The following is a 20839-nucleotide window of genomic DNA, read 5'->3' as shown; positions in this document are numbered from 1 at the left end:
GGTGCCTTGCCGCAAGGTTAACGCGTGCCTATTCGGCCGCCATCGCCGCTGCCGCGGGCAGGCTGACGCGGAACGCCGCCCCTCCCTGCCCCGGCAGGTAGGCGATGGACCCGCCCAGCCGCGCCATGATCTCGCGGCAGATGGCAAGGCCAAGGCCGGCCCCGCCCGCCTTGCCATGATCGGTCAGGCGCGAGAACTTCTCGAAGATCACCTGTTGGTGCTCGGAGCCGATCCCTTCGCCGTTGTCGATGAAATCCACCACCACCTCGCCCCGCGCCCGCCCCACCACGATACGCAATTCGGGCCGGGGCGCGTCGCAGTATTTCTGAGCATTGGCAATGAGGTTGATGAAAACCTGCGTCAGCCGGTCGAGATCCGTCGTCAGCACAAGCGTCTCGTCACCCTTGCGTCGGCGGATCGTCAGGCCACCGGCCCGCAGCCCTGCCGCCCCCTGCGCACGGTCCAGCAATTCGCGCAACTGCCCGGTCTGCCTGTTCAGCGTGACCTGCCCGTTCTCAAGCACGCTGAGGTCCAGCAGATCGTCCAGCAGCCGCGTCAGGCGCAGGGCCTCGTCATGGATGATGCCCGCGTATTTGGCCTGTACCGAAGGGGTCATGTCGCCATCGCGCAGGATCTCCGAGAAAGACCGGATCGAGGTCATCGGCGTGCGCAATTCGTGGCTGATCTGGCTGAGGAAGGCATCCTTCTGCACCGACAGCGCGGTCAGCTTGGCGTTGGCCTCGCGCAGGGCGCGCGCGGTGCGCTCCTGCTCGGCCGATTTCGCCTCAAGCCTGCTGGAATATTCCATGATCTGGGCCGCCTCGTCGGCCACCCGGATCAGGTCTTCGACCGACACGCTTGCGCCTTCGATCAACTGACCGATCATCGCGTGCGCAGTGGCCGCACCGACCGAGCCGGCCAGTTCACGCTCCAGCAAGTCAACAAAACCGGGCGTGACATCGGGCAGATACCCCGCCTTGCCCTGCTCAAGCGCCTCGCGCTGAAAAATCGCCTGCGCCTCGGCGGGGCCAAGGATGCGCTGCGCCATGATCAGCAGGTCCTCGGCCTCGGCCGCCGATTGCGCCCATGCCCGCGCACCCGGCGAATGCTCGAAAACATTGACAATCTGCGCGCCCTGCAAACGCTCCAGCGGGGTGGGAAAGGTGACAATCGACCCCATCATGAAGGCCGTGGCGTTCAGCAGCATTGACCACAACACCGCGTGGACGACGGGATCAAGCCCCGAGATCCCGAACAGCGCCTGCGGCCGCAGCCAGCCAAGGCCCCATGGCCCATGCGCCAGAACCTGCGCGGGGATCACCACGTCGGGGCCGAAACTGGGCAGGAACAAGGACCAGACCCAGATCGCCGTGCCGGTGATCAGGCCCGCCGCCGCCCCCCACCGGGTCGCCCCGCGCCAGAAGATGCCACCCAGCATCGCGGGCAGGATCTGCACCACGCCTGTGAACGAGATCAGGCCGATCGCCGCCAGTGCCGCGCCACCGCCCGAGACGCGGTAATAGAGGTATCCCAACCCCAGCACGCCCACGATCGACAGCCGCCGCGCCAGCAATACAACCGCACGCACGTCGCCCGACATCATCGCACCCTGGCTTCGGCTTTGCAGCCAGAGCGGCACGACGATGTGGTTCGATACCATCGTCGACAATGCGATCGTCGCCACGATCACCATCGAGGTGGCCGAGGAAAAGCCGCCGAGGAACGACAGGATCGCCAGCCCGCCCTGCCCCTGCGACAGCGGCACCGTCAGCACGAAAAGGTCGGGGTTCGAGCCCGGTGGCAACAGCGCCAGCCCCGCCACCGCGATGGGCACTACGAAAAGGCTCATCGCCAGCAGGTAAAGCGGGAAGGCCCAACTGGCCGTCGCCAGATGGCTTTCATCGGCATTCTCGACGACCAGCACCTGGAACATCCGCGGCAGACACAGCAGCGCCGCGCCTGAAAGGAATGTCAGCCCCGCCCAGCGCGCGCCATTCTGGTCCCACAGCGCAATGGGGGAGGCATCGATCATCTTCACCATGTCGCCGGGGCCACCCGCCACGCCCCAGACCACGAACACGCCAACCGCCAACAGCGCGAATAGCTTGACCACCGCCTCGAAGGCGATGGCCATCACCACGCCGTAGTGTCGTTCATTGGCATCAAGGTTGCGGGTGCCGAAAATGATGGTGAAGATCGCCAGCCCCGCCGCCACCCAGAGCGCGGCGCCATTCAACTCGCTCGCACCCCAGTCATGACCCGGTGCGCTGGCGAAGACCGCGAAGGACAGCGTCACCGACTGAAGCTGCAGCGCGAGGTAAGGCGTGGCGGCCGCGACCGCGATGATCGTCACCAGAACGCCCAGTGCCGTCGACTTGCCAAACCGCGACGAGATCAAGTCGGCGATCGAGGTGATGCGTTGCGCGCGGCCAATGCGCACCAGCTTGCGCACCACCCACCACCAGCCGATTACCACCACTGTCGGGCCAAGGTAGATCGTCAGGTATTCCAGACCCGACCGCGCGGCGTAGCCCACCGCGCCGTAAAACGTCCACGCGGTGCAATAGATCGAGAGCGACAGCGTGTAGACCAGTGGCGAGCGCAGCCATGCCTTGCTGCCATTGGCCGCCTGCCGCTCGGCCGCAAATGCGATGGCAAAGAGAAAGGCAACATAGCCCAGCGCGACGACGATAAGCAGGTTGAACGACAGCATCAGGGCCGGTCCTCGCCGCCGGGCGGCGTCTCGGGATCAGACCGCAGGAAAACAGACAGCAGAGCTGCCGCGGCGACAAGGCCGATCCAGACAAGGAAGAGATAGATCATCGCGTTGGAATTGCGGACCGGCTCGGCGTCGACAAGCGGTATCGACAGCCCAGTGGCATCGGGCCACAGCAAGGGGACAAGGAACAGGACCATGCCCACCACCGGCAGTAACCGGGCCGCGTCACGCAGCCGCCGCTGCCGGTAGGACGCGCTGGCAAGAAAAACCGGCGGTGGCGGACGCCCGGCCATGCCCCGCTCAGCCCCCGGCCATCGTGCGCACCGCCTCCAGCACCTCGGCATTGGAGAACGGTTTGGTCATGAAACGGGTGACACCCAGCTTCAGGGCAAGGTCGCGATCGCGCTCCTGCCCGCGTGCGGTCAGCATCAGCACCGGCATCGCGGCCGTCGTGGCATCGGCGCGCATCTCGCGCAGGATGTCAAAGCCGCTTTTGCCCGGAAGCATCACGTCAAGGATCACAAGGTCGGGCGGAAGCGCCCGCACCCGGTCAAGCGCGGTGACACCATCGGACTGCGTGTGGACCGTCCAGCCGTCGCGCGACAGGATAAAGCTGATCGCCTCGATGATGTTCGGCTCGTCCTCGATCAGAAGAACGCGCTTGGCCATGTCACCGCTCCTCCCAAAGCGCACCGTCACCGGCAAACGGACTATTGCGGGAATGCGGGGGGCTGTCAAAGCCCGGAGGCGCTGTCCGTGGTGGCCATTGCCGAGGGCTCGCGTCGGGCGATGCAGGTGGTGCGCGGACAAAACCTGCAGCCCGGGCCAACCGGATCGGCGGTGTCTGCCGGATCGGTCGCCGGCATCACCAGCATTGTGGCCACCAGCGGCGCCGCACGGTTGAACCCGGCTGGCACGCGCGGCACGGCCAACGCATAGCACTCAAGCCGCGGCGCGGTTTCGCCCGGCAGGGCCACGGTGCGCCGCAGCGGCTGCCCCGGCAGCGACAGCGCCTGATATAGCGGCCAAAGTGGACAGGCTGCCGCGCCGCGCGGCAGGGAAAACCCTGCCATGGGTTTCAACATCAGGATCGCGCCCGCCCCGTCGCAGACCGCCAGTCCGCGTGGGGGGTGCACCGGGTCATCCGGCAGCGCGGCAAGGCGGCGCAAGACCCGGTCCAGATCCGCGCCGAAGCGGGCCGCCAGTATCGCGGGATCATGGCCCGCCGCCACCGCTGCCGCGGTGAATTCGGCCAGCGGCAGCGCCTGCGCATCCTCGCGGTAACGGTCGAGGTGGACCAGCGCCAGATCGGCCGCTGCCCGACCCAAAGGGGGCGACGCGGCAGCGACAAGGGCCGCGGCGGCCTGAGGCGGTGCATCGGGGAATTCGAGGTCCGGATGGTGATGGCCCTGCGCAGCCAGAAACGCCTCGACCTCTTCGACCGGGGCCATTGGCACACCGCCGCCATCGGCCGGCGCGTCAAGATATCCGGCCAGCGCCCGGCTGGCATCGGCCAGCCGCTGACTGTCCTGATGAATATTGCCGTGAAACCGTCGTTGCCAGTCGGCGTCGATCTCTTCGCCGCCAACAAGGATCGACGCAGTCGAGCGGATCGCCGTCGCCGCCGAGATGACATCGTGCAACGAGGCAGCAAGCGCGGGATCATGCGCCATCCTGTCACGCGCGGCGCGCAGCTGCCGCTCCAGTGCCGAAAGCCGCGCGTCCTGCGCCGCGACCAGCCCGGCCCAGCCCGGAAAACGGCCAGCAAAATCCTCAACCCGCTCCAGTTCCACGGTATCGCCCCGCGCGGCGGCGGCGGCGCGCAGCCGTGTCATCAGCGCCGCCTCGGCCTCGTCGGTGAAGGCCGACGGATCAGCCTGAAGCGCCTCGGCCAGAACCCGCAGCAGACGCCCGCCGATTCTGCGACGGTTATGCTCAATCAGGTTGAGGTACGACGCCGAGATACCTGCCCGCGCGGCCAGATCGGCCTGCCGCAGCCCCATGTCGAGGCGACGCGCACGTAGCCGTGAGCCTGTGAGTTGCCGTTGCGCCATCGCCTTTTCCCCAACGATTCCAGACGCTTTCCGCACATGCGAGAAAACTGCTTTACAGATTAGCCCAAATTCTTGTCCACGTCTTTACAGAAAAACTGTTTGGCCAGAGCAGGTTGTTGCGCCCTTTCCATCATCTGCGCGATAGTTGGAACAGCATTGTAAAAATGCGGTCCGGCGCGCGCGAGGAGGCGCACGACGGATTCTCATGCTAGGGAGAGAGCATATGACCACATCCAGATTCACCCGTCGCGGCCTGCTCAAGACCGGAGCCGTGACCGGTGCGGCCGGCCTTGCGCTGCCGACGATCTTTACCTCGCGCGCCTCGGCCTTCACCAATGCGCCGATGGGCGACACGGTGACCTTGGGCTTCAACGTGCCCCAGTCCGGCCCCTATGCCGACGAAGGTGCCGACGAACTGCGCGCATTCCAGCTGGCCGTCGAACACCTCAACGGCGAAGGCGACGGCGGCATGCTGAACACCTTCTCGTCCAAGGCGCTGGACGGCACCGGGATCCTCGGCAAGAAGGTTGCCTTCGTGACCGGCGATACCCAGACCAAGTCGGACGTTGCCCGCGCCACCGCGCAGTCGATGATCCAGAAGGACGGCGCGATCATGATCTCGGGCGGTTCGTCCTCGGGCGTGGCCGTCGCGGTGCAAAGCCTTTGTCAGGATGCCGGCGTGATCTTCATGGCCGGTCTGACCCACTCCAACGACACCACCGGCAAGGACAAGAAGGCCAATGGCTTCCGCCACTTCTTCGACGCCTACATGTCGGGCGCGGCGCTGGGGCCGGTGCTGGCCAAGGCCTATGGCACCGATCGCAAGTTCTACAGCCTGACCTCGGACTACACCTGGGGCTGGACGCAGGAAGCGTCGATGAACAAGTTCCTGTCCGCCGAGGGCTGGAGCCAGGTCAAGGACGTCCGCACGCCGGTTGGCGCGGGCGACTTCTCGTCCTACATCGCGCCGGTTCTGAACTCGGGCGCCGACGTGCTGATCCTCAACCACTATGGCGCCGATATGGTCAACTCGCTGACCCAGTCGGTTCAGTTCGGCCTGCGCGACAAGATGGTCAACGGCAAGCAGTTCGAGATCATCGTGCCGCTTTATTCCGAGCTGATGGCCGCCGGTGCCGGCAAGAACATCGAGGGCGTCTACGGCTCGATGAACTGGAACTGGCAGCTGCAGGACGCGGGCACCAAGGCCTTCGTGCAGTCCTTCGGCACCAAGTACGGCTTCCCGCCGTCGAACGCCGCGCAGACCTGCTACGTGCAGACGCTGCTTTACGCGGATGCCGTGGCGCGCGCCGGCTCGTTCGAGCCCTGCGCGGTGGTTGCCGCCCTCGAAGGCGACGGCAGCTCGCTGCCGGGTGTCGACAGCGCCTCCAACAAGGGCCTCGTGTTCGATGGCCTTGGCAACGGCCCGACGCTCTATCGTTCGGCCGACCACCAGTGCTTCAAGGACGCGCTGGTCATGAAGGGCAAGTCCGACCCGACCGGCCCCTACGACAACCTCGAAATCGTGGAAGCCACCCCGGTGTCGAAGGTGTGGTACGAGCCCGACAACGAGATGTTCGCCGGCGGCGATCTGGGCACCTGCAACAACGGCGCCTGATTCACGTCTGAACGTCGAGAAGATGGCCGCGCCTGACCGCGCGGCCATCGCACACCCGGTCGCCCCTGCGCGCGGCCACCTTCCCCTTGCCCCGAGGTCGAGGACATGGACACCCTAATTCTGCAATTCCTCAACGGCCTGGACAAAGGCTCGGCCTATGCGCTGATCGCGCTGGGCCTGACGCTGATCTTCGGCACCCTTGGCGTGGTCAACTTCGCCCATGGCGCGCTGTTCATGATCGGCGGCTTCTGCGCGGTGACACTGCAAAAGATCCTGATGATCAGTTCGGTCACGCTGGACCCGACGAAGTTGAACTTCCTCGGCAAGCCGACGGAAGTGAAGACACCTTATGTCGAGGTGTTCTTCGGCAAGGATGTTGGCGCCTTCATCGTCGACTGGTCGGTGCCGCTGGCGATCTTCTTTGCCATCCCGATCATGATTGGCGTTGGCTATGTGATGGAACGCGGCCTGATCAAGCACTTCTACAAGCGCGCCCATGCCGACCAGATTCTCGTGACATTTGGTCTGGCCATCGTGCTGCAGGAAGTCATCAAGTACTTCTTCGGCGCCAACCCCATTCCCACCCCCGCACCCGAGGCGTTTCGTGGCAGCGTTGATTTTGGCGTCTGGCTGGGATTCGCGCCCGATCTCATCATCTATCCCGCATGGCGGCTGGTCTATTTCATCTTCTCGCTGGTGATCATCGGCGCGGTCTTCGCGTTCCTGCAATTCACCACGTTCGGGATGGTCGTCCGCGCCGGCATGGCCGACCGCGAGACGGTGGGCCTTCTCGGCATCGACATCGACCGCCGCTTTACCGTGATGTTCGGTATCGCCGCAGCGGTCGCGGGACTTGCCGGCGTGATGTATTCGCCGATCAGTTCGCCCAACTACCACATGGGTATGGATTTTCTGGTTCTCAGTTTCGTTGTTGTCGTCGTGGGTGGCATGGGATCGCTGCCCGGCGCGGTGGCCGCCGGTTTCCTGCTGGGTGTGCTGCAAAGCTTTGCATCGCTCAACCAGGTCAAGGCGCTGCTTCCCGGCATCGACCAGATCGTCATCTACCTGATCGCCATCATTATTCTGCTGATCCGTCCGCGTGGCCTGATGGGCCGCAAGGGCGTGATGGAGGACTAAGCCCATGCTCGGCCTTGGACGCAAGGACACCACCCTTTTCGCTATCGTCGTCCTCGTGACGGTGCTGGCGCCCTTCCTGCTCAATCCCTTTCCCGCCGACAGCGCGATGGCCCAGTTCAACTCGGGTTACCCCGACCTGATGCAGCGCTTCGCGATCTACGGGATCTTTGCGATCGGCTTCAACATCCTGTTCGGATTGACCGGATACCTGTCCTTCGGACACGCGGCCTTCCTTGGTGTTGGCTCCTACTCGGCGGTCTGGATGTTCAAGCTGCTGAGCATGAACGTCATCCCGGCGCTGATCCTTGCAGTCATCGTCTCGGCGATCTTTTCGGTCGTGATCGGTTTCATCGCCTTGCGCCGTTCAGGGATCTATTTCTCGATCCTGACGCTGGCGATGGCGCAGATGATGTACAACCTTGCCTATTCGGTGTTCTCCAACCCGGCGATGAACCTGACCAATGGTGAAACCGGGCTTCAGGTCTATGCGTCCGACCCGCAATACCTCAAGGGCAATGGCCCGGACGTCACCCACCTCTTCGGGTTGCAGATGAACTCGACCTACGAGATGTCGGTGGCCGGCTGGAAATTCGACTTTGGCGTCGGCTACTACCTGTGCGCGGTGATCATGCTGGTGGCGTTCTACATCGCCATCCGGATCTTCCGCTCGCCCTTCGGAATCATGCTGCGCGCCGTCAAATCGAACCAGCACCGGTTGAACTATACCGGCGTCAATCCGCGGCCCTATAACCTTGCCGCCTTCGTGATCTCGGGCATGTATGCCGGGTTGGCCGGTGGCTTGCTCGCCTGCATGGACCCGCTGGCTGGTGCCGAACGGATGCAGTGGACCGCCTCAGGCGAGGTGGTGATCATGACCATCCTTGGCGGCGCGGGCACGCTGGTGGGTCCGATCCTCGGCGCGGGCTTCATCAAGTATTTCGAGAACATCTTTTCGAAGATCAACGAAAACGTGCTGCATAGCTGGTTCCACTGGTTGCCCGAGAGCGTTCAGAACTTCGTCGTCCATGTCCTGTCGCCCTTCTTTGGCGAAGGCTGGTCGCTGACGATGGGCCTGATGTTCATGGCTGTGGTCATCTTCCTGCCCGGTGGACTTGTCGAAGGTGGTCTGCGGATCGGACGGCTGTTCCGCCGCCGCCCGGCGCCAACGCCCGACGCCGCCACGAAACCCGCCGAATAAGGACCGCGCGCCATGGGAATTCTTGAAGTCAAGGGCGTCAACAAGCGCTTCGGCGGCCTGCAGGCACTGGGCGACGTGAACCTCAGCGTGCAGGAAGAAACCGTGCACGCCATCATCGGGCCGAACGGCGCGGGCAAGTCGACCCTGCTCAACTGCCTCGTGGGCAAGCTGATCCCGGATTCAGGATCGGTGATGTTCGACGGCAAGTCGGTGCTGGGCCGCAAGCCCTACGAGATCAACCAGATGGGCATTTCACGGGTGTTCCAAACGCCCGAGATCTTCGGCGACCTGACGGTCATGGAAAACGTCATGATCCCCTGCTTTGCCAAGCGCGACGGCACGTTCCGCTTGCACGCGCTGGAATCGGTGACCCATGAAAAGGCGATCCGCGAGCAGGCCGAAAGCATTCTGGCCGAGGTCAAGATGCTGGAAAAGAAAGATTTCCACTCCGGCACGCTCAGCCGAGGTGACAAGCGGCGGCTTGAAATGGCGATGTGCCTTGTGCAGCAACCCAAGCTGTTGCTGCTCGACGAACCCACGGCCGGGATGGCGCGCGCTGATACCAACAACACGATTGCCTTGCTCAAGGACATCAAGCAGCGGCACAAGATCACCATGGTGATCATCGAACACGACATGCACGTCGTCTTCAGCCTCGCCGAACGGATCACCGTTCTGGCGCAGGGCACCCCGCTGGTCGAGGATACGCCGGAAAATATCAAGGGCCACCCCAAGGTGCGCGAAGCGTATCTGGGCGAGGCGCAGGTCTGAGGAGACGCCCATGACCCATGTCGAACATCTCAAGGGCCCCGAGCCCTTCTCGCGCGACCGCAACATGGCTGCGACCTCGGCCAAGTTCCTGTCGGTCTGGGACATTCAGGCCTATTACGGCGAGAGCTACATCGTGCAGGGCGTGTCCTTCGACATCCACGAGGGCGAGATCCTGGCCCTTCTGGGCCGCAATGGCGCCGGCAAGACATCGACCTTGCGCACCATTGCGCGGCTGGACAATCCCGCGCTCAGGCACGGGGAAATCTGGCTGGATCACCAGCCCCTGCACAAGATGCGCGCGCATCAGGCGAGTGCCGCCGGTATCGCGCTGGTGCCCGAGGACCGGCGCATCATCCCCGGCCTGACCGTGGAAGAGAACCTGCAACTGGCCCAGATCGCCCCGCCGATCGGCTGGTCGCTTGATCGCATCTACGAACTTTTTCCGCGCCTGAAGGAACGCCGCAAGCAAGAGGGCGTGACGCTGTCGGGCGGCGAACAGCAGATGCTGGCCATCGCCCGCGCACTGGCCCGCGACATCAAGGTGCTGTTGCTGGATGAACCCTACGAAGGGCTGGCGCCCGTCATCGTTCAGGAGATCGCCAAGACGCTGGCGATCATCCGCGATCAGGGGATCACCACCGTCATCGTCGAACAAAACGCCGTGGCCGCATTGAAACTCGCGGACCGCGCCGTGATCCTCGACACCGGCACGGTCGTCTTTGACGGCTCGGCACAGGAAGTGCTGGATAACGAACAACTGCGCGCCCAATACCTGGCGATCTGACACGTCCGGGCGTGACCGACCAAGACCAAAGGAACTGCCATGACGATCAAGACCTACCCCCCCGCCGACGCCCTTGCCGCCAGTGCCCATGCCGACAAGGCCAGCTATGACGCCATGTATGCCGCCTCGCTCGCCGATCCCGATGCCTTCTGGGGCGAGCATGGCCAGCGGATTGACTGGATCAAACCCTTCACCAAGGTGAAGAACACCAATTTCGAGTTCGGCAAGGTCGACATCAAGTGGTTCGAAGACGGCGTTCTGAACGTCGCGGCCAACTGCATCGACCGGCACCTGGCCACTCGCGGCGACCAGACCGCGATCATCTGGGAACCCGACGATCCGAAAACGCCCGCCCGGCACATCACCTATCGCGAACTGTCGGAAAAGGTGAACCGTTTCGCCAATGTCCTGCTCAGCCAAGGCGTGATGCGGGGCGACCGCGTGGTGATCTATCTGCCGATGATCCCCGAGGCGGCCTATGCGATGCTGGCCTGCGCGCGGATCGGCGCGATCCATTCCATCGTCTTCGCCGGTTTCTCGCCCGACGCGCTGGCCAACCGCATCAACGATTGCGGCGCCAAGCTGGTGATCACCGCCGATACCGCCCCGCGCGGCGGCAAGCGCACGGCGCTGAAATCAAACACCGATGCGGCCCTGCTGCATTGCTCGGACAGGGTGCGCTGCCTTGTCGTCAAGCATACCGGCGACCAGACGACTTGGATCGACGGGCGCGATGTGGACGTGCTGGCGCTGATGGAGCACATGTCGCCCGATTGCCCGGCCCGGCCAATGGGCGCGGAAGACACGCTTTTCATCCTTTATACCAGTGGCTCGACCGGCAAGCCCAAGGGCGTGGTGCATACCACCGGCGGCTACCTCGTCTATGCCGCGATGACGCACCAATACACCTTCGACTACCACGATGGCGACGTGTTCTGGTGCACCGCGGATGTGGGCTGGGTCACGGGCCACAGCTACATCGTCTATGGCCCGTTGGCCAACGGGGCCACTACGCTGATGTTCGAAGGCGTGCCGACTTGGCCCGACGCGGGGCGCTTCTGGGAGATTTGCGCCAAGCACAAGGTGAACCAGTTCTACACCGCGCCCACCGCCATCCGTGCGCTGATGGGGCAAGGCACCGAATGGGTGGAAAAGCACGACCTGTCCGCGCTGAAACTGCTGGGTACCGTGGGCGAGCCGATCAACCCCGAGGCGTGGAACTGGTACAATGACGTGGTTGGCAAGGGCGCCATCCCGATCGTCGATACGTGGTGGCAGACCGAAACCGGCGGCCACATGATCACCCCGCTGCCCGGCGCCACGGCGACCAAGCCCGGCTCGGCCACCCTGCCCTTCTTCGGTGTCAAACCGGTGATCCTTGATGCGACGACCGCCGAAGTGCAACAGGGCGACCCGGCCGAAGGCGTCCTGTGCATCGCCGACAGCTGGCCGGGCCAGATGCGCACGGTCTGGGGCGATCACGAGCGGTTCCAGGAGACCTACTTCCAGCAATACAAGGGCTACTACTTCACCGGCGACGGCTGCCGCCGCGACGAGGACGGCTATTACTGGATCACCGGCCGGGTCGATGACGTGATCAACGTCTCGGGCCACCGGATGGGCACGGCCGAGGTCGAATCGGCCCTTGTCGCCCATGCCAAGGTGGCCGAGGCCGCCGTGGTCGGCTATCCGCACCCGATCAAGGGCCAGGGCATCTATGCCTATGTCACGCTGATGCATGGCGAAGAGCCGTCGGACGAGTTGCGCAAGGACCTTGTCAAATGGGTCCGCACAGAGATCGGCCCGATTGCCAGCCCCGACCTTATCCAGTGGGCACCCGGCCTGCCCAAGACGCGCTCGGGCAAGATCATGCGGCGTATCCTGCGCAAGATCGCCGAGAACGACTTTGGCGCGCTGGGCGACACCTCGACGCTGGCCGACCCTTCGGTGGTCGACGACCTGATCGAGAACCGGATGAACAAGGACTGATCTGCCCGCCCCAACGGCGCCCGCCATCACCCGGCGGGCGCCGTTGCCACATCCTGAATTGCCAAGCCCGGCCGATCGTTGCGCCCGAAACAGGGTGCCCCGGTCAAAAGGCCCGCTTTCCACCCCTGCCGCCTTGTCGTATAACGCCCCCCACAACCGCCTACCGCCCCCCGGGGGTTCGGGCGGATAAAGGGAACACCGCGAACAGGCCGAGGGATCAGATGGGCACCGACAACCCCCACGACAGCGACGTGAGCTTCATCAAGGCGCTGGCAGAATTGCTGCGCGCCAACGACCTGACCGAATTACAGGTCAAGCGCGACTACGGCGAGAATGACAGCCTCAACGTCCGGGTCAGCCGCCACATGCAGGTGGTCCAGCAGGCCGCAGCCATGCCGGCCGCTGCACCCGTAGCGGCGCAGCCAGCCGCCGCCGCACCGGCCGCCGCGGCTCCGGTCGCCGATCCGGCCAGCCATCCCGGCGCCGTGACGTCGCCGATGGTGGGTACCGTCTACCTGGCGGGCGAACCGGGCGCCGCGCCCTTCGTCACCGTCGGCCAGAGCGTGCGCGAAGGCGATACGCTGCTGATCATCGAAGCGATGAAGACCATGAACAAGATCCCCGCGCCGCGCGCGGGCACCGTCCGGCGCATCCTTGCCGAGGATGCCACGCCCGTCGAATACGGCGCGCCGCTGATGATCATCGAATAGGCGGGGCGGGATGTTCGACAAGATCCTCATTGCCAACCGGGGCGAGATCGCGCTGCGCGTCGTGCGGGCCTGCCGCGAAATGGGCATCGCTTCGGTCGCGGTGCATTCCACCGCCGATGCCGACGCGATGCATGTGCGCATGGCCGACGAGGCGATCTGCATCGGCCCTCCCTCCTCTGCACAAAGCTATCTCAGCTACCCCGCGATCATCTCGGCCTGTGAAATCTCGGGCGCGCAGGCGATCCACCCCGGCTATGGCTTTCTCAGCGAAAACGCGGCCTTCGTGCAGGTGGTCGAGGATCACGGGCTGACCTTCATCGGCCCAACCGCCGAACATATTCGCCTGATGGGCGACAAGATCACCGCCAAGGAAACCATGCGCAAACTGGGCGTGCCCTGCGTGCCCGGTTCGGATGGCGGCGTGCCAACGCTGGACGATGCCAAGCGCATCGCGGCCGAGATCGGCTATCCGGTCATCATCAAGGCCACCGCCGGCGGCGGTGGGCGCGGCATGAAGGTGGCGCATGACGCCAGCGAGATCCAGCACGCATTTCAGACCGCGCGCTCTGAATCGAAGGCCGCCTTCGGCAATGACGAGGTCTATATCGAGAAATATCTGACCACGCCGCGGCATATCGAGATTCAGGTCTTTGGCGATGGCAAGGGCCACGCCGTCCACTTGGGCGAGCGGGACTGTTCGCTGCAGCGTCGCCACCAGAAGGTGCTGGAAGAGGCCCCCGGGCCAGTCATCACGCCAAAGCTGCGGGACAGGATCGGCAAGGTCTGTGCCGATGCCGTGGCGCGAATCAACTACATTGGTGCCGGCACGATCGAGTTCCTGTTCGAGAACGACGAATTCTACTTCATCGAGATGAACACCCGCCTGCAGGTGGAACACCCGGTGACCGAGGCCATTTTCGGCGTCGATCTGGTGCGCGAGCAGATCCGGGTGGCTTCCGGCCTGCCGATGTCCTTCACCCAGAAGGACCTGACCATTCGCGGTCACGCCATCGAGGTGCGCATCAACGCCGAGAAACTGCCCAGCTTCTCGCCCAGCCCCGGCAAGATCACCCAGTATCACGCCCCGGGCGGGCTTGGCGTGCGGATCGACAGCGCGCTTTACGACGGCTATCGCATCCCGCCCTATTACGACAGCCTGATCGGCAAGCTGATCGTGCATGGCCGCGACCGCCCCGAGGCGCTGGCGCGCCTTGGCCGCGCGCTGGGCGAGCTGATCGTCGATGGCGTCGATACGACCGTGCCGCTGTTCCACGCGCTGCTGCAGGAAGAAGCGATCCAGCAGGGCAATTACAACATTCACTGGCTGGAACATTGGCTGGAGCAGAACCTCGCCTGACGAAAGGCGCCCGATGCCCGCCGATCCTGTCCTGACGCCGGAACTGCTGCTGCGCGCCTATGCGATGGGCGTCTTCCCGATGTCGGAGGCGCGCGACGATCCTGACGTTTTCTGGGTAGATCCGAAGCGACGGGGTGTCTTCCCGCTCGACCGGTTTCATATTTCGCGCAGCCTGGCCAAGCGGATCAGGCAGGAACGATTTCGCGTCACCTTTGATACCGCCTTTGCCGATGTCGTGCGCGGATGTGCCGACCGACCCGAGACATGGATCAACGACACGATCTTCGCCCTTTACACGTCACTTCACGCCCAAGGCCACGCCCATTCCGTCGAGGTCTGGGAGGGCGATAACCTTGTCGGGGGTGTCTATGGCGTGGTGATCGGGGCGGCCTTTTTTGGCGAAAGCATGTTTTCGCGCGCGACCGATGCCTCGAAGGTCGCGCTGGCTTACCTTGTCGACCGGCTGCGCGCGGGCGGCTTCACGCTTTTTGACACGCAGTTTCTGACGCCGCATCTGGCCAGTCTCGGCGCCGTCGAGATCCCGCGCGGCGCGTACCATGCGCGGCTTTCCACCGCGCTGTCCCGCCGCGCGGCGTTTCATGCGCAGGGGCCGGTTCCATCAGGTCAGGGCGTGGTGCAGCGCAGCATCCACACGTCATAGCGGGGATGGTCCAGCGCGTGGATCGCCGGGGCCGAGGCGATCATCCAGCCTTCGAAAACCGGGCCAGTCATGTCCTTGACGGTGATCGTCATCTCGCCCCATGCGTTGCCCGACGGGTTGGCAACCATGTAGCGGCAGGTATTCAGCGTCACCGACAAAAGGCCCACAGTGCCGGTCTGTCCGTCATCCAGCGTCAGGTCCGTCGTGTCACCGGTGATCTTGTCCAGCACCCGCACCACGCCGCCCGGCGCGTCTGCGGCGCCATCCTCGTAGGGCGGCGGCCGTGGCGAGGTGTCTTGCACGATGCCGTCCTGCCCGGCAGCCGGAGCCGTTCCGTTTGATGGGGGCGCGGTCACGCCACTGTCCTGCCCCGGCAGGATGAAATCGGGCACGGTCAAGTCCGGCGCGGGCGGCGTCGTCTGGCTGCCGCTGTCCTGCGCCTGCACCACGCCCGCGCCCAGCATCAGCACCGCAGCAAGAGCAAGCCGCTTCATTGCGGCCCCGTCGCGGTGCCGCTACCGCTGGCCGCACCGCCCACGAATTTCATCAGAAGCGAGACAAGACTGACCGCGCCTTGCGTGTCCTGCACCTCGGCCCCCGGCGCATAGTTGGTGAGCGATCCGCCGGGCATGATCTCTACGAAATTCCCGCCCAGAAGACCTTCGGACGAAATCACGGCGGTGCTGTCATCGGGCACCGGCACGGCGTCGGCCACGGCCAAGGTCGTCTGTGCGCGGAACGTCGTGGGGTCGAGCTTCATCGCGACAACGCTGCCCACCTTGACGCCCGCCATCCGGACATCGGTGCCAACCGAAACGCCTTCGGCAGACCGAAAGCTGGCGGTCAGCGGATAGGTGACACCGCCCGCGGCAAAGCCGGTGCTGTTCAGCAAGTAGAACAAGAACGCCGCAGCTCCTACCAGAACGGCGGCACCCGTGCCAACTTCGGTCCAGTTCTCGCGCATTGCGCCCACCTATTCCGGTGTCCAGGCCTCGTAATCGCGCCGGTCGGCGGGAACGGCTGCCCGCAGCGAGCCCGGCGGCGCATAGGCCAGCGCGGTGCCGGTCAGGTTTTCCTGATGCGGCTTTTCCCAGCTCTTGTGCTGAAGTGGCTGCAACGTCGGCGGCATGTCCCAGGTGCGGTGCAGCCAGCCGTGCCATTCGGGGCCAACCTTGCTCGCCTCGGCCTCGCCCTTGAAGATCACCCAGCGGCGGCTGTCGTCGGCATTACGGTAGAAGATGTTGCCGGCGGCATCCTCTCCAACCTTGACGCCCTTGCGCCAAGTCCAGAGCTGGGTGTTGAGCGTCTGGCTGCCCCACCAGATGAACAGCCGCTTGACGTTATCGAGAAGGCCCATGCGCGAAGCTCCGTTGTCCGGCCTACGTCTTGCCGCATCGCGGGCCAAAGGTCCAGTCCTGCCGGCTTCGGCAAGCGGTTTCAGGCGCGGGTGATCTCGAACCGGCAGGCAGGCGCGCCGGTGGCGCAACATTCCGTCTCGCGCGCAACCAGTCGCCGATCCACCAGCACCTGGAAGAGCCGGGTAAAGACGGCCGCGTGCCAGTCGCACAGCGGGTGGTCGGCAGTTTCTCCCCGAACCACGGGGTTATCGGCAATTTCGAACGTGATGGGTCGGGTCGACACCACCCGGAACCGGCCCGAACCCGCAAAGGTCCAAGCGTTCTTTGCAATCGCGCGGGCCAGAAGCGGGGCAGACAGGACGGCAGGCAAAGCCTTCAAGACCCCTTGCGCCGCCTTGGGGATTCGCCGGGCAAGAATGTAATCGGCCGTGCGCGTACCTGCCGCGGCAGCCCAGCCCGCGGCCTCATCCGGATAATCGGTCCGCAACGCCTGATGAAGCCGCGCGACAGGCGCCTCGTCGATCAGCCCCTTGTCCAGATCGGGCACCGCGCAACCGGCCCGCGCCATCAGCCGCGTCGCCACCTCGGCCTGCCCGGCATCGGCCAGAACGGCCAGCAGTTGCGTAACAGCATTGGGCCCGATCACGCCCGCCTGCATCTCAGGCCTCTTCCGCCATCTGTTCGGTTCCGCCGCCGCAGGCCATTACCTCGGCGCCCTCGGGCATCTTGAAGGCCCGCTCTGCCGCCCGTGCCTTTCCTTGCGCGCGGATCGCCTCGCGCCGCTCGGCGGCGCGCGCGGCGCGGTCGGCCGCGGCCTCCCAATCTTCCATCTGCGCTTCGGCGATGGTGCGGGTATCGTCGAAATGGAAATCGACCGATTTCTTGGTCTGTGGCCCCCAGTAACCCGCCTTTCCAAGGTCATAGAAGGTGCGGCCCGCACCAGCTTTCAGAAACGCTTTGAGGCAGCCCAGCAGGTAGCGGCGGCGGAACCCGGTGCCGCGCCAGGGGTAATGGAACAGCGCCTTTTTCATGTAGAATCGGCGGTAGTTCTTCATCACGCCGTCCAGCAATTCGCCCCGTGTCAGCGCCTTTGGCTTCATGATCGGCGTGACGAAGTTGTATTTCGAGAAGTCGAACACCTCGACCTGGTCGCGGATCTCGGCAAAGAGCGGGGTGAAGGGCCAGGGCGTGTACATCGACCAGTTGGCAAGGTCGGGCTGCCAGTCCCAGGCCATGCGGTAGGTTTCTTCCAGCGTCTCCGCGGTTTCGTTGTCGAGGCCCACGATGAACTGCGCCTCGACGAAAATGTCAGCCTCGCGCAGCAGACGGATCGCCTCCTTGTTGTCGGCGACCTTTGTTTCCTTGTTGAACTGGTCAAGCTTCAGCTGTGCCGCGGCCTCCGTGCCAAGGCTGACATGGACCAGCCCGGCCTTGCGGTAGAAGCCCAGCAATTCCTTGTCGCGCATGATGTCGGTGACGCGGGTATTGATGCCCCACTTCACGCGGTCGGGCAGGCTGCGGGCGATCAGCTCTTCGCAGAACTGGATGAACTTCTTGCGGTTGATGGTGGGTTCTTCGTCGGCGAGGATGAAGAAGCCGACCTGGTGGTCGTTGACCAGCCGCTCGATCTCGTCGACCACGGCGACGGGGTTGCGCACGCGGTAGTCGCGCCAGAATTTCCATTGCGAACAAAAGGAACAGGTGAAGGGGCAGCCGCGCGCCATGTTGGGGATGGCGACGCGCACGCCCAGCGGGGTGTAGATGTATTTGGACCAGTCGAGCAGCGACCAGTCCGGATCGATCCCGTCGAGATCCTTGACGGTCGAGGCGGCGGGCGTGGCGACAATCTCGGTCCCGTCGCGAAAGGCGATTCCGCGGATGCGGGCGCGGTCGGCGGGCCAGCGCCCCTCGTCCACCGCCTGCATCAGAGCGGTCACGATCTCTTCGCCCTCGCCCCGCACGATCACGTCGACCCAGGGCGCTTCGGACAGCACCTGCTTGAACATGAATGTCGCATGCACGCCGCCCAGCACGCGCAGGGCGTCGGGCAAGGTCTCTTGCGCGATCTGCAAGACCCGTTCGGCGACATAGATCGACGGGGTGATGGCGGTCACGCCCACCACGTCGGGCTGCAACTCGGCCATGCGGGCGGCCAGCGTGCCGTCATCAACGTTTTCGGTCATCGCGTCGATGAAATGGATATCGTCAAACCCCGCCGACTTGAGCGAGCCGGCAAGATAGGCGACCCAAGCTGGCGGCCAGCTTCCGGCAATCTCTGCCCCGCCCGAGTGATAATTGGGGTGGACGAACAGGATGCGCATGGGCTGACCTCCAGAATATGTAAGCTTTACCTTACACCCTGACTGTCAGTTTAAGTTGACATAGATCAAATTGGCCCCGCAAAGCGAAAGGCCGCACCCTGAGGCGCGGCCCTTCTTGCAGTGCTGAAACTGGCCCTAGTTGGCGCCAGCGGCGCTTTTCTTGGCGCCCTCGGTGTAAATCAGAAGCGGCTTGGCGTCGGTTCCCACGGCCTCTTCGTTCACGACCACTTCGCTGACGCCGTCCATGCCCGGCAGTTCGAACATGGTATCCAGCAGGATGCCTTCCATGATCGAACGCAGGCCGCGCGCGCCGGTCTTACGCTCGATGGCGCGCTTGGCGATAGCCTTGAGCGCGTCGTCGGTGAAGCTCAGCTTGGTGTCCTCGATCTCGAACAGGCGCTGGTACTGCTTGACCAATGCGTTCTTCGGTTCGGTCAGGATGGTCACCAGCGCGCCCTCGTCGAGGTCTTCCAGCGTGGCAATCACCGGAAGGCGGCCGACAAATTCGGGGATCAGGCCGAATTTCAGCAGGTCTTCGGGTTCCAGCTCTTTCAGCGACTCTCCGACGCCCCGCGCCTCGACATCGCGCACGTCGGCGCCAAAGCCCATGCCAGACCCCTTGCCGCGCTGGCTGATGATCTTCTCCAGTCCGGCAAAGGCACCGCCACAGATGAACAGGATGTTCGTGGTATCCACCTGCAGGAATTCCTGCTGCGGATGCTTGCGCCCACCCTGCGGCGGCACGCTGGCCACGGTGCCTTCCATGATCTTCAAGAGCGCTTGCTGCACGCCCTCCCCGCTCACGTCGCGGGTGATCGAGGGATTGTCGGACTTGCGGGTGATCTTGTCGACCTCGTCGATGTAGACGATGCCGCGCTGCGCGCGTTCGACGTTGTACTCGCTGGCCTGCAACAGCTTGAGGATGATGTTCTCCACGTCCTCGCCCACGTAACCGGCCTCGGTCAGCGTGGTGGCATCGGCCATCGTGAAAGGTACATCAAGGATGCGCGCCAGCGTCTGCGCCAACAGCGTCTTGCCGCAGCCGGTGGGGCCGATCAGCAGGATGTTCGACTTCGACAGCTCGATGTCGCTGGCCTTGGCCGAATGGTTCAGGCGCTTGTAATGGTTGTGCACGGCGACCGAGAGCACCCGCTTGGCATGGGCCTGGCCGATCACGTAATCGTCCAGCACCTTGCAGATCTCGCGCGGGGTCGGCACGCCGTCGGCCGATTTCAGGCCGGCCGACTTCGTCTCTTCGCGGATGATGTCCATGCACAGCTCGACACATTCGTCGCAGATGAACACGGTCGGGCCCGCGATCAGCTTGCGCACCTCATGCTGGCTTTTGCCGCAGAAGCTGCAATAAAGCGTGTTCTTGCTGTCGCCGCCGGTGCTATTCGCCATGCTCTGTCCTCTTGCCGCAAGGGCGTCGCGGAGGTCCGCGCTGCCCATGTCGAAAGACTAGGACAGCCCGGCAGGGTCCACAACGCCAAAATAACCACCGCCGTACCCCGGCGGCAGGCGCCCGCCTTACTTGTCTGGCTCGGCGCGGCTGGTCATGATCTCGTCGATCAGGCCCCAGTCCTTGGCTTCTTTCGGTGACATGAAGTTGTCGCGCTCCAGCGCCGCCTCGACGACCGACAGCTCCTGGCCGGTGTGGTGAACGTAGATCTCGTTCAACCGGTCTTTCAGCTTTTGCGTCTCTTTCGCGTGGATCATGATGTCGGTCGCCTGGCCCTGGTAACCGCCCGAGGGCTGGTGCACCATGATCCGGCTGTTGGGCAGGCTGAAACGCATCCCCTTCTCGCCCGCTGTCAGCAGCAGCGAGCCCATCGAGGCCGCCTGCCCGATCACCAGCGTCGAAACCTTCGGCCGGATGTACTGCATCGTGTCATAAATCGACAGGCCCGCGGTCACGACACCGCCGGGGCTGTTGATATACATGCTGATTTCCTTCTTCGGGTTCTCCGATTCAAGGTGCAGCAGCTGCGCCACGATCAGCTGGCTCATACCGTCATGAACCGGGCCGTTGACGAAGATCACCCGCTCTTTGAGCAGGCGCGAGAAGATGTCGTAGGCACGCTCGCCCCGCGCGGTCTGTTCGACCACCATCGGGACAAGGTTCATGTAGTGATCAACGGGATCTTGCATCGGGTCTGCCTCTT

Annotated in this window: 20 protein-coding genes; 9 read left to right on the top strand and 11 right to left on the bottom strand. The window is 64.3% G+C overall.

Going from position 1 to position 20839, the window contains the following annotated elements; genetic code table 11:
- Nucleotides 1-28: 28 nt before the first annotated feature.
- The 4 genes from GC146_RS04695 to GC146_RS04680 form a co-directional block, all read right to left on the bottom strand.
- Nucleotides 29-2713, bottom strand: a complete 2685-nt coding sequence (locus GC146_RS04695) for an ATP-binding protein (RefSeq protein ID WP_291835032.1) — start codon at nucleotides 2711-2713, stop codon at nucleotides 29-31.
- A complete protein-coding gene (locus GC146_RS04690; protein ID WP_291835030.1) occupies nucleotides 2713-3012 on the bottom strand; it encodes a hypothetical protein in 300 nt (99 codons plus the stop codon). The genes GC146_RS04695 and GC146_RS04690 overlap by 1 nt, the downstream gene beginning before the upstream one ends.
- A gap of 7 nt (nucleotides 3013-3019) precedes the next feature.
- The gene (locus GC146_RS04685) at nucleotides 3020-3388 is read right to left on the bottom strand and encodes a response regulator (protein WP_291835029.1); all 369 of its coding nucleotides are present in this window, start codon (nucleotides 3386-3388) and stop codon (nucleotides 3020-3022) included.
- Between the two features lie 65 nt (nucleotides 3389-3453).
- Nucleotides 3454-4773: a helix-turn-helix transcriptional regulator gene (locus GC146_RS04680; RefSeq protein WP_291835027.1), complete on the bottom strand. Its 1320-nt coding sequence runs from the start codon at nucleotides 4771-4773 to the stop codon at nucleotides 3454-3456.
- Between the two features lie 223 nt (nucleotides 4774-4996).
- Here GC146_RS04680 and GC146_RS04675 point away from each other — a divergent pair, with 223 nt between their 5' ends.
- The 9 genes from GC146_RS04675 (at nucleotide 4997) to aat (ending at nucleotide 14995) form a co-directional block, all read left to right on the top strand.
- Nucleotides 4997-6388 (top strand): substrate-binding protein, encoded by a 1392-nt coding sequence (locus tag GC146_RS04675; RefSeq protein ID WP_291835024.1) that lies wholly within the window; start codon nucleotides 4997-4999, stop codon nucleotides 6386-6388.
- 105 nt (nucleotides 6389-6493) lie between these two features.
- On the top strand, nucleotides 6494-7525 hold the full coding sequence (locus tag GC146_RS04670) for a branched-chain amino acid ABC transporter permease (protein ID WP_291835023.1): 1032 nt from the start codon (nucleotides 6494-6496) through the stop codon (nucleotides 7523-7525).
- 4 nt (nucleotides 7526-7529) lie between these two features.
- On the top strand, nucleotides 7530-8723 hold the full coding sequence (locus GC146_RS04665; protein ID WP_291835020.1) for a branched-chain amino acid ABC transporter permease: 1194 nt from the start codon (nucleotides 7530-7532) through the stop codon (nucleotides 8721-8723).
- Between the two features lie 12 nt (nucleotides 8724-8735).
- A complete protein-coding gene (locus GC146_RS04660; RefSeq protein ID WP_291835016.1) occupies nucleotides 8736-9494 on the top strand; it encodes an ABC transporter ATP-binding protein in 759 nt (252 codons plus the stop codon).
- 10 nt (nucleotides 9495-9504) lie between these two features.
- Nucleotides 9505-10278 (top strand): ABC transporter ATP-binding protein, encoded by a 774-nt coding sequence (locus GC146_RS04655; RefSeq protein ID WP_291835013.1) that lies wholly within the window; start codon nucleotides 9505-9507, stop codon nucleotides 10276-10278.
- A 39-nt stretch (nucleotides 10279-10317) separates the two neighbouring features.
- Nucleotides 10318-12267 (top strand): acetate--CoA ligase, encoded by a 1950-nt coding sequence (gene acs / locus GC146_RS04650; protein WP_291835009.1) that lies wholly within the window; start codon nucleotides 10318-10320, stop codon nucleotides 12265-12267.
- 221 nt (nucleotides 12268-12488) lie between these two features.
- Nucleotides 12489-12977, top strand: coding sequence for an acetyl-CoA carboxylase biotin carboxyl carrier protein (gene accB / locus GC146_RS04645; protein WP_291835006.1), 489 nt, complete (start codon nucleotides 12489-12491; stop codon nucleotides 12975-12977).
- A gap of 10 nt (nucleotides 12978-12987) precedes the next feature.
- Complete coding sequence (gene accC, locus GC146_RS04640; RefSeq protein WP_291835003.1) at nucleotides 12988-14334, top strand: acetyl-CoA carboxylase biotin carboxylase subunit; 1347 nt, start codon at nucleotides 12988-12990, stop codon at nucleotides 14332-14334.
- Between the two features lie 13 nt (nucleotides 14335-14347).
- On the top strand, nucleotides 14348-14995 hold the full coding sequence (gene aat, locus GC146_RS04635; RefSeq protein ID WP_291835001.1) for a leucyl/phenylalanyl-tRNA--protein transferase: 648 nt from the start codon (nucleotides 14348-14350) through the stop codon (nucleotides 14993-14995).
- On the opposite strand, the gene GC146_RS04630 is transcribed toward aat, so the two are convergent.
- The 7 genes from GC146_RS04630 to GC146_RS04600 form a co-directional block, all read right to left on the bottom strand.
- On the bottom strand, nucleotides 14959-15489 hold the full coding sequence (locus GC146_RS04630) for a DUF2155 domain-containing protein (protein ID WP_291834998.1): 531 nt from the start codon (nucleotides 15487-15489) through the stop codon (nucleotides 14959-14961). The two genes, aat and GC146_RS04630, sit on opposite strands and share 37 nt — an antisense overlap.
- Entirely contained in the window at nucleotides 15486-15959 is a 474-nt protein-coding gene (gene mlaD, locus GC146_RS04625; RefSeq protein ID WP_291834996.1) for an outer membrane lipid asymmetry maintenance protein MlaD, read from the bottom strand. Before mlaD ends, GC146_RS04630 begins: the two co-directional genes overlap by 4 nt.
- A gap of 9 nt (nucleotides 15960-15968) precedes the next feature.
- On the bottom strand, nucleotides 15969-16352 hold the full coding sequence (locus GC146_RS04620; protein ID WP_291834993.1) for an NADH:ubiquinone oxidoreductase subunit NDUFA12: 384 nt from the start codon (nucleotides 16350-16352) through the stop codon (nucleotides 15969-15971).
- 80 nt (nucleotides 16353-16432) lie between these two features.
- Nucleotides 16433-17011, bottom strand: coding sequence for a bacteriochlorophyll 4-vinyl reductase (bchJ, locus tag GC146_RS04615; protein WP_291834992.1), 579 nt, complete (start codon nucleotides 17009-17011; stop codon nucleotides 16433-16435).
- Between the two features lies 1 nt (nucleotide 17012).
- Nucleotides 17013-18674, bottom strand: coding sequence for a magnesium-protoporphyrin IX monomethyl ester anaerobic oxidative cyclase (gene bchE / locus GC146_RS04610; protein ID WP_291834990.1), 1662 nt, complete (start codon nucleotides 18672-18674; stop codon nucleotides 17013-17015).
- 135 nt (nucleotides 18675-18809) lie between these two features.
- Nucleotides 18810-20078: an ATP-dependent Clp protease ATP-binding subunit ClpX gene (gene clpX / locus GC146_RS04605; RefSeq protein ID WP_291834987.1), complete on the bottom strand. Its 1269-nt coding sequence runs from the start codon at nucleotides 20076-20078 to the stop codon at nucleotides 18810-18812.
- A gap of 126 nt (nucleotides 20079-20204) precedes the next feature.
- A complete protein-coding gene (locus GC146_RS04600) occupies nucleotides 20205-20825 on the bottom strand; it encodes an ATP-dependent Clp protease proteolytic subunit (RefSeq protein WP_291834985.1) in 621 nt (206 codons plus the stop codon).
- Between the last annotated feature and the right edge of the window lie 14 nt (nucleotides 20826-20839).

This window comes from Limimaricola sp., from assembly GCF_016125575.1.
Taxonomy (GTDB): Bacteria; Pseudomonadota; Alphaproteobacteria; order Rhodobacterales; family Rhodobacteraceae; genus WGLM01.
The sequence above is the reverse complement of the archived record's forward strand: the minus strand, read 5'-3'. Positions and strand labels throughout refer to the sequence as shown.